General features: G+C 61.9%; 9 protein-coding genes. 2 read left to right on the forward strand and 7 right to left on the reverse strand.

The annotated features are described in order from the left end of the window. Positions 1 to 23 precede the first annotated feature (23 nt). Complete coding sequence (locus RCF49_RS03910) at positions 24 to 2048, reverse strand: ABCB family ABC transporter ATP-binding protein/permease (protein ID WP_432807366.1); 2025 nt, start codon at positions 2046 to 2048, stop codon at positions 24 to 26. Between the two features lie 223 nt (positions 2049 to 2271). Beyond that, a complete protein-coding gene (locus tag RCF49_RS03915; protein WP_342642739.1) occupies positions 2272 to 4206 on the reverse strand; it encodes a LysM peptidoglycan-binding domain-containing protein in 1935 nt (644 codons plus the stop codon). A gap of 240 nt (positions 4207 to 4446) precedes the next feature. Here RCF49_RS03915 and RCF49_RS03920 point away from each other — a divergent pair, with 240 nt between their 5' ends. After that, positions 4447 to 5046, forward strand: coding sequence for a TIGR00730 family Rossman fold protein (locus tag RCF49_RS03920; protein WP_342642740.1), 600 nt, complete (start codon positions 4447 to 4449; stop codon positions 5044 to 5046). 554 nt (positions 5047 to 5600) lie between these two features. Here RCF49_RS03920 and rarD read toward each other — a convergent pair. The 3 genes from rarD to cysS all read right to left on the reverse strand — a co-directional run bounded on the left by rarD (position 5601) and on the right by cysS (position 9734). Continuing rightward, positions 5601 to 6533, reverse strand: coding sequence for an EamA family transporter RarD (gene rarD, locus RCF49_RS03925; protein ID WP_342642741.1), 933 nt, complete (start codon positions 6531 to 6533; stop codon positions 5601 to 5603). Positions 6534 to 6652: 119 nt separating this feature from the next. Then, positions 6653 to 8272 (reverse strand): citramalate synthase, encoded by a 1620-nt coding sequence (gene cimA, locus RCF49_RS03930; RefSeq protein WP_342642742.1) that lies wholly within the window; start codon positions 8270 to 8272, stop codon positions 6653 to 6655. A 40-nt stretch (positions 8273 to 8312) separates the two neighbouring features. Further along, a complete protein-coding gene (cysS, locus tag RCF49_RS03935) occupies positions 8313 to 9734 on the reverse strand; it encodes a cysteine--tRNA ligase (protein ID WP_342642743.1) in 1422 nt (473 codons plus the stop codon). An 828-nt stretch (positions 9735 to 10562) separates the two neighbouring features. On the opposite strand from cysS, the gene RCF49_RS03940 reads away from it, so the two are divergent. Next, complete coding sequence (locus RCF49_RS03940) at positions 10563 to 10781, forward strand: hypothetical protein (protein ID WP_342642744.1); 219 nt, start codon at positions 10563 to 10565, stop codon at positions 10779 to 10781. 39 nt (positions 10782 to 10820) lie between these two features. On the opposite strand, the gene RCF49_RS03945 is transcribed toward RCF49_RS03940, so the two are convergent. After that, the gene (locus RCF49_RS03945) at positions 10821 to 12212 is read right to left on the reverse strand and encodes a class II 3-deoxy-7-phosphoheptulonate synthase (RefSeq protein WP_342642745.1); all 1392 of its coding nucleotides are present in this window, start codon (positions 12210 to 12212) and stop codon (positions 10821 to 10823) included. A 245-nt stretch (positions 12213 to 12457) separates the two neighbouring features. After that, complete coding sequence (locus tag RCF49_RS03950; RefSeq protein ID WP_342642746.1) at positions 12458 to 12682, reverse strand: DUF2093 domain-containing protein; 225 nt, start codon at positions 12680 to 12682, stop codon at positions 12458 to 12460. Between the last annotated feature and the right edge of the window lie 19 nt (positions 12683 to 12701).

Raw genomic sequence — 12701 nt, forward strand, 5'->3', positions numbered from 1 at the left:
CAGATCCTGCAAAAGCGCCGGGCCTATCGTCCGGCAATCTCCTCGGGAGTGCGCGCGCTTGCGCCAGCTTTATGTGCATCGTCCACATCGGGACGTGAGTCCGCAACGCTCATTTCCGCAAGCCTGTGGATAGGCCCAGATGATGTGCCCCACCCGACCTCTCCGAGAGCGAGCCCCTCGTCATGCTCTGAGCCCTCGATCACCTCGCGGGCATGCTCCTCCTCGCGCTGGCGGTTCCACATTCCAGCATAGATGCCGCCGCGCGCCAGAAGCTCGCTATGCCGCCCACGCTCGGCTATGAGGCCGTTCACCAGCACGATAATGTCATCCGCATCGACCACCGTGGACAGCCGATGGGCGATCACCAGCGTGGTGCGATTATGCGAAACCTCCTGGAGTGCAGATTGGATGTCGCGCTCTGTATGAGTGTCGAGCGCGGATGTTGCCTCATCCAGCACCAGAATGGGCGGCCCTTTGAGAATGGTGCGCGCGATCGCCACCCTTTGCTTCTCGCCCCCCGAGAGCTTTAGGCCCCGTTCACCGACGATAGTATTATACCCTTGCGGCAGGCTCATGATGAACTCATGCACCTGCGCCAGCTTTGCCGCTGCGATGATCTCCTCATCGCTCGCGCCGGGGCGGCCATACTCGATATTGTAGCGAATAGTGTCGTTAAACAGCACGGTATCCTGTGGAACCATACCGATCGCCCGCCGCAGGCTTGTCTGGGTGACATCAGCGATCGATTGGCCATCGACCCGGATCGTGCCGCTATTGATCTCGTAGAACCGATAAAGTAGGCGCGAGATCGTCGATTTGCCGGCCCCCGATGGCCCGACAATCGCAAGCGTCCGCCCCGCAGGCACCGTGAAGCTTATGCCGCGCAGGATCGGCCGCTCCGGATCATAGGCGAAGTGGACGTCATCGAAGGTGATCTCCCCAGCCCTCACCTGCAGATCCGGCGCTCCCGGCCTGTCCTTGATCTCCGGCGGCACGTCGAGCAGATGGAACATCGCTTCGATATCGATCAGCCCCTGCTTGATGTCGCGATAGGTTGAGCCCAGGAAATTGAGCGGCATGTATAGCTGGATCAGGAAGGCATTGATCAGCACGAAATCGCCCACGCTGATCGCCCCCACCGCCACATCCCGCGCCGCCATGACCGTCACGATGGCAAGGCCGATGGTGAAGATGATGATCTGCCCGGAATTGAGCACCGCGAGCGAGGTCATCGTCCGGGTGGCCGCCTTCTCATAGCGCGCCATCGACCGGTCGAAGCGGCTGGCCTCGTGCTCCTCATTGGCGAAATATTTGACAGTCTCGAAATTGAGGAGGCTGTCGATCGCCTTGGTATTGGCATCCGTATCCGCGTCATTCATGGCGCGGCGCAAGCCCAGCCGCCATTCCGTCGCCCGGTAGGTGAAGGCGATATAGAACAGCACCGTAACCCCGGTGACCAGCGCATAGAGCCAGCCGAACTGCCAGGCGAGGATGCCGCACACGAATGAGAGCTCGACCAGTGTAGGTACGGTGTTGAACACCGAATAGCGCAGGATCGTCTCGATCCCCTTCGTGCCCCGCTCGACAATGCGGCTCAAGCCGCCGGTGCGCCGCTCGAGATGGAATCGCAGCGACAGATTGTGCAGATGCCGGAAGGTGCGATCGGCAAGCTTGCGCACCGCATTCTGCCCGACCTTGGCAAAAAGCCCATCCCGGATCTGGGCGAACAGCACCATCGCGACGCGCCCGGCCGCATAGGCAAGGATGAGGCTCAGCGGAATTGCGGCGACCATATGCGCGATAGCCTCGGGCGAGGCGCCTTGGTCGGCCACGCTGGCCGGTGCCAGGGCATCCACCGCATATTTGAAGGCATAGGGGGTGGCAACCGTGGTGACCTTCGCGGCGACCAGCGCAATCAGCGCAAAAAAGATCCGCAGCCTGAGATCAGGCCGCTCCTTCGGCCAGAGATACGGCAACACCGCATGCATGGTGGCAATGTGGCCACCCCGCGGCATCTGTTCCGGCTTAGCTTTCGTGTTCGCGGACATGGGCTCCTTGTGATCGCGACGGGAGGCAAGCCCGGTCACACCGCGATCGAACCGAACGGACTGTTAAGCGGCGTTTATCGCTATTGCTGATACGCCGGCGCGTCGGGCCGCGGCGTTCGGCGCTGCGGCACTCACCGGCTCATGTAGGCTCATTGGCTGTGACAATCAAATCGCAAACCCTCGCACCGCCAGCAACGCGGCACGTGCCGGCTTTCGCCGGGCATCAGTCCAGGGCAGAATTTTGCATGGGCTCGCGTTCCTCCGGTGAAATCGTCTCCGGTGGCGTAGCGCCCGGCGTGCTGAAGATCTGGCCGGGATAAATCAAGTCGGGATCGCGGATCCTGTCCTTATTGGCCTCGTAGATCACCGTATACTGCACGCCCTTGCCATAAATCACCCGGGCAATCCGCCAGAGATTGTTTCCCGGCTGGATGACCACACGCCCTGCCCCTTGTTGTTCCTGCTCACGATCCTGAGTGCCGGCATCGGCGTGAGACTGGATCTCGGAAGAGCCCGTGATCTGCGCGCTGCCTGAGCCCGGCTGCTCAAGTGCGCCATCCTCTTGCGTCGGCGAAGGAGCCTGTGTTGGCCCCTGCGCGACCGCGCTCTCGCCGGTCCCGGTCGGCGTCTGCATCGGCTGAGACGAACCGGCAGTGGTGCCGGATGGTCCGCCTTCTCCCTCGCGTGCCCTGGCCGTGCCCGTGACCTCGGTTTCGGCGAGCCGATCGTTGCTCTTGAGCACACGGCCATCATTGCCGATCGTGGCGCTGCCATGCTGCTCGGAGGGCTGGGTGCGCGCCACCTGCTCCGGCGCCGATGTGGATTGTTTCTCATCGGCCGGCTTGGACGATGGCTTGGCCGAGGCTGCATCGTCTGCACGCTGATCGAGGAGTTGCGCGATCATTGCGTCATTCGCCCGCTCGAAGGGAAGTTCGATGCGCCGCTCGACCTTGCCCGCGCTCGAAAGCTGATCGGCCCTGAGTTGATGGGTCCCAACGGCGATCTCGCCCATATATTCTAGCGTCCAATTCCCACGACTATCCGTCTGGGCATCGGCGATATGCTTATTGTCGATATAGAGGCGAACCTTCGCGCCCGCCTCAGCTTGCCCGGCGAAGATCATCTCGCCGCGGCTATTATAGTCGACACTGGCAATCGCGAGATCATGTCCACCGGTCGGCGATATGACAGGCTCGGACCGCTCAGGCGCCTGCATCACTTTGGCGGGCTCGCCCGGTTCGGTCGCCACGATCAGCGGCCGCTCCTCGGCCCTGTCTGGCAAAGCCAGGGCGACGACCTGCTTGGAGCGAAGCGGCTGTCCGTCGGGTCCTGAGGCCTCGGCTGAGAGATCATGGCTGCCCGGCGAGATGGGATCATCGACCACCAGCACCCATTCGCCGCGATCATTGGCCTTTGTCTCGCCCAGAACCTTTGTATCGAGATGGACCGTCACCCCGGCGGACGGAGTAGCCCTGCCAGCGATCACCGCGGTGCCATCCTCCTCCACGCGCACGATGTCGAAACTGGGCTCTGCGCCAGCCTGCTTCTCGGACGCCCCCGACTGATCCCCGTCTGTCGGCGTGGCGCCAGCACTTGCGGCTGGTGATGATTGAGCGGTCTGCTGATCAGTAGGTCCGGGCGCGCCGGCCATGGCGGCCACGTCCGGGGCACTTGAGGGAGGTTGCTCTGCCTGCGCCGAAGCCGCAGGCTCATTCGATGGTGCCGATCCGGCCGGCTGAGTCGATGGTGCTGATCCGGCCGTCTGATCCGGTGGCGAGGATTGGGCCGGAGCCTCAGCAACATCCTTGCCGGCCGTTGCAGATTGATCAGCCTCATTGGGCGCTGCTTCAGGTTTGCCCTCATGCGCGGCGGTGATCTCGGTCCCGGGCTGTGCCCGTTGGCTTTCGGTCAATGGCGACTGAGCGGGTGCGGAACCACCGTCACTCGTATCGGCGACCGTTCCGGTTGCCGCAGGCGCATCGGTCCCATCCGTCGCCGCAGTCGTCTGGCCCGCCTTGCCCTCATTGGCAGCAATGGCATTCTCGGCAGGAAGCTGTGCCCATTGTCGCCATTGATTCCAATTGCCGCCGGTGACGTAAAGCAGTCCACCCAACGCGACGAGAACAAGCGCCACCATGATGGCGAGCGGATTCTTCATTGGCTGACCCGTGATGACCCTAGCGCCCGCGGTCGAGGCAATTACTCGCCCGCGTGGCATGGACGAATAAGTTCACTTTTTGCATGAAGCGATCCCTGCGGCAAGCGCGGCCTTAGCGCTTCTCACACTTGTGGCGTCGATGATACGAGATCTGTGCCTTGTCAGAGGAACCACTTTCTCCCATCTGAGCTTGATATCGATGCGGGCTCAAGCCCCCCAACTCAGGTCTCGAACACTTAAATGTCTTCGATCAATTCCGTTTGCGTGTATTGCGGTTCCAGCCCCGGCCGGTCTCCAATCTATGCTGAAGAGGCGCGCGTGCTCGGCACGGACCTCGCCCGCCACGGCATCCGTCTCGTCTATGGCGGCGGGGGGATGGGCCTCATGGGCGAAGTGGCCCGCGCAGCACTTGCCGAGGGTGGCGAGGTGACCGGCATCATTCCGAGCTTTCTCATCCAGAAGGAGCGGATGCTGGCCGACGCCAATGATCTTGTGGTCACGCAGAACATGCATGAGCGCAAGATGACCATGTTCGAGCGCTCTGACGCCTTTGTCGCTCTTCCCGGCGGGATTGGCACGTTGGAGGAGCTGGTGGAGATTTCCACCTGGTTCCAGCTCGGCCAACACACAAAGCCGATCGTTCTGGTGAACAGTGAAGGCTTCTGGGAGCCGCTGCTGAGCCTTCTCGACCACATGCGCCGCGAGGCCTTCATCCGCCCGGGGTTGGATGTTGCTCTTCATGTGGTCGATGGGGCCGCCGATGTGGTGCCCTATCTCTTGAGCGTGTCCACAACGCAGCGGGAAAAGGTGCCGGTGCGGCCGACACGCGAGAGGATGTAGCACTGACGCAATAGCCAGAAGTTTTTCCACGTCACCTGGGCACGACCTCGTTGACATTGTACGGTAGTTGCACCTCTGGTAATCAATTTAAAGTTGCAACATGCCGTGCTTCAACAAGGCTCCTCGAAATGACGTTCTCTCCGGAATACCTGTACCGGCCCGCGTTTACGCTCAGCACCAATGAGCGGGCAGACCGCATTTTCCAGGCAAATCATAAGTGGAATCTCGCCTATGACTTCGTACCCGGCGCAAATACGGCAACGTGGGGAGCATTGACCAATCCGCCTTTGGAGGCGATTCCTGCCAATCGGTCCACCCAGGTGAGGTTCGCGACACCATTGGAAACCCATATAGCGCCGCTCACCCCGCTTCTCCCCGGCGAGAATGCAACCGCAATATCGAAATTGGCGCCTATTGGACTAACGCTCGGCCTAGGGACTCTAGGGGCGACGGCGGCTGGTTACGGTCTCTATCACCTCTTGTCAGGTCACCACGAACAGCCTGAGACTGACATCTCATCGGCTCCTGTCCCACCGGAGCAGCCTGACCCGTATCTATACTGGTGACGTCGGACTAGCGCTCGCCCGGCGCTCCGTCAAAGCCGCCCAGGTGATGATCGCAAGCGCGATCCAGATCATCACGAAGGCGATCAGGCCCACCGTGGTCAGCGGTTCCTTGAACCACCAGATCCCGATGATGAAGCCGAGGGTGGGCGCGATATATTGCATCAGGCCCATGGTCGAGAGCGGCAGGCGCTGAGCCGCGGCCGCGAACAGCATCAGTGGCACGCCGGTGATCACGGTGCAGCTGACGAGATAGAAGAAATCCGCAGCACTGGTGAACATGTGCCCCTGCCCCGTGGTCTCGAACCAGAAGATGGCGACGATCGCCAAGGGCAGGATCATCAGGGTTTCGACGAGAAAGCCTTGGACCGCGCCGACCGGCACGGTCTTGCGCAGATACCCATAGACGGCAAAACTCACCGCGAGGCACAGGGCAAGCCACGGAAACTTGCCTTCAGCAACGATCTGCAGCAGCACCGCCCCACCGGCTATGGCGATGGCGATGACCTGCGCGCGCGACAGCCGCTCCTTCAGGAACACGAAACCGAGCAGCACGCTGACCAGCGGGTTGACGTAATAGGCAAGGCTCGCCTCCAGGATCATGTCATTGGCCACCGCCCAGATGAACATGCTCCAATTGCTAGCAATGATCAGGGCCGTGACGACGAGCACGCGCATGATCCGCCAGTCCCGTAACGTCGGCAGGACCGCCGAGCCCCCGCCCATGATGAGCAGGACGAGAATGGCGAACGGCACCGCCCAGGCCGCCCGGTGCGCCACGATCTCAATCGGCTGGATATGGGGCATCAGCTTGTAGAAAGCCGTGCTGAGGCCCCAGATACTATAGGCCAGCACACCGAAGGCGAGCCCTCGCCGGGTCTCGCGGTCGGCGGGCGCTCCCACCTTTGACTGAGTAACTGCCATGTTTGCCTTGAGCGCTGCCTCGCCTTGAGGCGGGATAGCTCTCATGCAGGCGCGTCAAAGGCAATGTCTGGAGCCCGATGGCCGCCATGCATGAAGCGCATGACTGGCCAGGAAACTGGTCAGGCAGCAGACCGGACCCGGCTCTCCGGCGCATTGTCACGCAAGAGCTTGAAGGTGATGGAGTCGCTCAAGGCCTGGAAGGAGGCATCGACGATATTGGGCGACACTCCCACGGTGAACCAGCGCGCGCCCGTGCTGTCACCGGATTCGATCAACACCCGCGTCGTTGCGGCCGTGGTGCCGTTGAGCACGCGCACTTTGAAATCCACCAGCTCGAGATCGGCGAGATAGGGCGAGTATTTGCCGAGATCCTTGCGCAGGGCGACGTCGAGCGCATTGACCGGGCCATTCCCCTCGCCCACCGACATCAGCACCTCACCATCGACCCGCACTTTCACGGTGGCCTCCGACATGGTGACGAGCTTGCCCAGCGCATTGTGCCGGCGCTCGACCATGACCCGGAAGCTCTCGACCTCGAAGAAATGCGGAACGGAGTCGAGCATGCGGCGGGCCAGAAGCTCGAAGGAGGCGTCTGCGCCATCATAGGCATAACCCTCCGCTTCCCTGATCTTCACCTCCTCGAGCAGCCGATCGACCCGCGGATCATCACGCTCGACGGAAAGGCCGATGCGCGCAAGCTCGGCAAGGAGGTTCGACCGCCCGGCCTGGTCCGATACCAGCACGCGCCGGCGATTGCCCACGGCTTCCGGTGGCACATGCTCATAGGTCTGCGGATCCTTGAGAATGGCCGAGGCGTGGATACCGGCCTTTGTGGCGAAGGCCGCCTCCCCCACATAGGGCGCCTGCCGGTCGGGAGCGCGATTGAGGAGCTCATCGAACGTCCGCGAGATGCTGGTGAGCCGGGAAAGCGCCTCGGCGGTGATCCCGGTCTCGAACCGGCTGGCATAGTCATCCTTGAGCAGCAATGTCGGGATGAGCGTGACGAGATTGGCATTGCCGCACCGCTCGCCGATGCCATTGAGCGTCCCCTGGATCTGGCGCGCGCCGGCCCGCACCGCCGCAAGCGAGTTGGCAGCCGCTTGGCCCGTGTCGTCATGGGCATGGATGCCCAGATGATCGCCGGGAATGAGCCGTGTCACCTCCCCCACGATCCGCTCGACCTCATTCGGCAAGGTGCCGCCATTGGTGTCACACAACACCACCCAACGCGCCCCCGCCTCATATGCCGCCTTGGCGCATGCCAGCGCGTAATCCGCATTGCCCTTGTAGCCATCGAAGAAGTGCTCGCAATCAACCAGCACCTCGCGCCCGCGCGCCCGCGCTGCGGCAACGGACTGGCGGATGCTGTCGAGATTGTCTTCGTTCGTGGCGCCAAGCGCCACCCGCACGTGGAAATCCCAGGACTTGGCCACGAAGCAAATGGCATCGGCCTCAGCCTCCAACAGGGTGGCAAGCCCCGGGTCATTGGCTGCCGAGCGGCCTGCGCGCTTGGTCATGCCGAAGGCGGTGAACCGGGCCTTACGCAAACTGGGGCGCTTTGAGAACAGCGCCGTATCGGTCGGATTGGCGCCGGGATAGCCGCCCTCGATATAATCCACGCCGAGATCATCGAGCAGGCCCATGATGGCGCGCTTATCCTCGATCGAATAATCAACCCCCGGCGTCTGCTGGCCATCGCGCAGGGTGGTGTCGAAGAGATAGAGCCGTTCGCGGGTCATCTAAAGCCTCTCGATAGGATGTGAGGGCAAGCGCGCGTCATCATCGCGCGAATTCCCAACTCGTGTCGGGCTCGCCCGTTTCTGGGTTCTTGAAATCCTTCAGCACAATGCCATGAGCCGCCAGGAGATCGCGAATACGGTCGGCCTCGGCCCAGTTCTTATGGCGCCGGGCCTCGAGGCGCTCGTTCTTCAGCCGCTCGATTTCATTGGCGGAGACCAAAGCCGCTGTCGCACCTGAAACAGCAGCCGCGCTGGCGTCCAGGTGCTGCACACGTGTGAGCCTGTCCCGCCTGCCTGCGATCCCCACGAAGTTAAGTGACGCCCGCAGCTCCGCGAAGCGCTTGTCGCGGTAAAGCTCATGCATTGCGGCGATTGCCTTGGGCGTATTGAGATCGTCGCACAGGGCATCGAGCACCTCCTGCGGCACCTCCTCTGCCGGTCCGACGCCTTCGATTGCCTCTGCCCATTTCCAGAGCACCTTATGAGCCTCATCGAGACCCTTGAGGGTCCAGTCGATCGGCTCGCGATAGAGCGAGTGCAGCATGGCGAAGCGGATCGCCTCGCCAGGCCAGCCGATCCCCTGCCAATTCTCGCGCAGCTCCCGGATCGTGACGAAATTGCCCAGCGACTTGGACATTTTCTGCCCCTCCACCTGGAGGAAGCCGTTATGCATCCACCAATTGGCCATCACCGGCTTGTCGAACGCGCAGCAGCTCTGCGCACGCTCATTTTCGTGATGGGGAAAGACAAGATCGATGCCGCCGCCATGAATGTCGAACTGCTCGTCGAGATAGCGCCAGCTCATCGCCGAGCATTCGATATGCCAGCCCGGCCGTCCCCACCCCCAGGGACTATCCCATCCCGGCTCACTCGCGGAGGAGGGCTTCCACAGCACGAAATCCATCGGGTCGCGCTTATAGGGCGCAACATCGACCCGCGCGCCTGCCAGCATTTCATCCCGCGATCGCCGCGCAAGCGCCCCATAGGACGGATCCGACGGCACATCGAACAGCACATGGCCGTCCGCCACATAGGCATGTCCCCGCGCGATCAGCCGCTCGATGATCGCGATCATCTCAGGGATATGCTCGGTCGCGCGCGGCTGATGCGTCGGCTCGAGGCAGCCAAGTGCTGCCACATCGGCCTGAAACTGCGCATTGGTCTCTTCGGTGACCTTCTTGATCGCCTCGTTCACCGGCAGGCCCGGATAGTCTCGCGCAGCACGTGCGTTGATCTTGTCGTCCACATCCGTGATGTTGCGGACATAGGTCACATGCTCAGCTCCATAGAGATGCCTGAGCAGCCGGAACAGAATATCGAAGATGATGACGGGCCGCGCATTGCCGACATGGGCGAAGTCATAGACCGTCGGCCCGCACACATACATGCGGACATTCGCAGGTTCGATTGGCGTGAACGGGTCCTTGCGCCGGGTGAGCGTATTATACAGCCTGAGTGTCATGCCTAATCCGTCCCTGCCGCTGGCGGGGCGGAGCTCTTCGGATCTAAAGGAGGGTGAGCGGCCGCAGCGCCAGCGCTTATGCTAGCCCGTAATAATGATGATGCCGCGGCAGGCGGCTTTGGTGAAAGCGGTGCTCATGGCGCGCACCATGCGCAAATTCGTGTCCATCCGTCAAGCCTCTCGAACAACGGCCTCACAGGAGACGGGGCGAGCAGGCTGTAATTTTCGCCTGTTCTCGGCCGGTTTGAGCCTAAGGGCCATCCCGCCATCGAGTGCCGGCTTCATTACATCAAGCGGACCCTCGACAACAATTCCTCTGACGCGGAGCACATCAAGGCATCGTAAAGCATGCTGAGCGACGGAACGATCGCCCCCGATGTCGAAGCCATCGCCGTTGCCGATATCAGCACGCGACAATGGCATAGCTGGCGGCGTTTCCCTCAGTGGACCGAAGCAGTGCTTCAGTAAATTCCCTGCACCACCCACTCACGATCGGGTTAGATAGCCAATTCTGAATATCGATCATCTCGGCGCACGAGCGCAGGAGGTCGGCAATAGATCGGGTTGCATAGCCACATGAGTTCGGCGGGTTTTGGCCCGACTGGTCGCGCATTCGCGCCTGATGATTTCGCCATCTACAGTATCGGAGGTGATTTCAGATGACCGTCATTCAGCAAGACGTGGTGCAATCGGCAGCGCGCTATTGCCTATCTTCTTGATCACTGATGTGGTGTCCGGCAGCACCCCGATCTCATCCATACTGCCCGAAGCCGACTACCAAGCCACACCAGTTCTTCTTTAAACATTCACCCCATACGGGTTATCTCAATGGACACATTCGAAAATACAGCCGCAAACGCGTCCTCTGACTGCGACGCGACCTGCCTCAGGGCAAATACCGAGAGTTCCGGGCGCACGTCGCCCAGCCATTTGACCCCGGCAGACGTGGCGAACGCGGTGCGGATGCCTATCGAACTGGCCCAGCCTTTAACCCAGGCCGAGCAGGATGAGCTGAAGGCCGATCTCGGCGACCACTACATGTTCTAGCCTAAGGTGGAAGCGCCGGTGCAAGCCGGCGCCTCTGCTTTATTCGGCGGCGTCCATCGCCTCCTCGTCATCGACGAAGCGCGGGCCTTCCTTCTTCAGCTCCTCCGCGATCAGGAACGCCATCTCCAGCGCCTGGTCGGCATTCAGTCTGGGATCACAGAAAGTGTGATAGCGGTCGGACAGGTCCGCCTCTGTGAGCAGATGGGCGCCGCCGATGCATTCGGTGACATTCTTGCCGGTCATCTCCACATGGATGCCGCCCGCATGGGTTCCTTCCGCCTGGTGCACCGCCATGAACCGGCGCACCTCGCTCATGATCTGATCGAAGGGCCGCGTCTTATAACCCGTCGATGCCTTGATCGTGTTGCCATGCATCGGATCGCAGGACCACACGACCGTCCGTCCGGCCCGGCTGACCGCGCGAATGAGGCCCGGCAGGTGCTTCTCCACCTTATCCGCCCCGAACCGGCAGATCAGCGTTAATCGCCCACCCTCATTGGCAGGATTGAGAATATCGATCAGCCGCAGCAGCTCATCCGGCGTGAGGCTCGGCCCGCATTTGATGCCGATCGGGTTCTGCACGCCACGGGCATATTCCACATGCGCCCCATCCGGCTGCCGCGTCCGATCGCCGATCCACAGCATATGGCCCGACGTCGCATACCAGTCGCCCGAGGTCGAATCGATGCGGGTGAGCGCCTGCTCATAGCCGAGCAGCAAAGCCTCGTGGCTCGTGAAGAAATCGGTCTGCCGCAACTGCGGCGCCGTGTCCGCGTTGATGCCGATCGCCCGCATGAAGTCGAGCGTCTCGGTCAGCCGGTCCGCGAGCGCCTGGTAACGGGCATTGGCTGGGCTGTCGCGCAGGAAACCCAGCGTCCAATTATGGACATGCTCGAGATTGGCATAGCCGCCCTGTGCGAAGGCACGCAGCAGGTTGAGCGTTGCCGCCGATTGCCGATAGGCCTCGAGCTGCCGCTCTGGGCTCGGCATGCGCGCCTCCGCCGTGAACTCGTTCGAGTTGATGATGTCGCCGCGATAGGACGGCAGCGTGACACCGTTGATGGTCTCGGTATCCGACGAGCGCGGCTTGGCGAACTGGCCGGCGATCCGCCCGACCTTGACCACCGGTGAGGATGCGCCGAAGGTCAGCACGATGGCCATCTGCAGGAACACCCGGAAGAAGTCCCGGATATTGTCGGCAGAATGCTCCTCGAAGCTTTCCGCGCAATCGCCCCCCTGCAACAGGAAGCCCTTGCCTTCCGCCACCCGCGCGAGCTTGCGCTTGAGCTTGCGTGCCTCGCCTGCAAAAACCAGCGGTGGAAAGCCTTTGAGCTGTGCCTCGACCGCACCCAGCCGCTCTGCATCCGGATAATCCGGCATCTGGACCACCGGCCTAGAACGCCATGACTCGGGTGCCCATTGCTGCGTCATCTCACAACTCCAAAAGCGGTCGACCCATCAGCCGCGGGTCCAAGAATGCTCCACTCGATCGCTGTTTGCTGGCTCACCAGAGCGGGTCTCGCCACGCCCGGGATCTTGAGCGCCGTCTGTCCAGGCTATGCGCCGACGGCTCTTCCCCAACAATAGCCGGCTTATACACGGGGGAAGCTGATGTGGAAAGGCGCGAATGCCACCGGCCATAATTTGTTTGCGAGGGGCTCGAGGCGCCAGTCTGCTCAGCGGATGCGGTTCAGCTCCACATAGCGCTGCATAGAAATATCGGCATTGGCATAGACCTCCTGCCGCTCGACGTTCCAATAGCGCACGAGATCCATGGGGATCGCCTCGCCCGTCACCGAGCAGCGGACGAAATCGCCGGGCACGACCACCTGATAATCGCCATCGAGATAGCGAAGCTTGGCTTCGCGGCCGCCAATGAATTTGGGTTCGTATCTGTTCATGTCTCAACTCCGCCACAGA

This window comes from Rhodoligotrophos sp. CJ14 (genome assembly GCF_038811545.1).
In the GTDB taxonomy this organism is placed as follows: domain Bacteria; phylum Pseudomonadota; class Alphaproteobacteria; order Rhizobiales; family Im1; genus Rhodoligotrophos; species Rhodoligotrophos ferricapiens.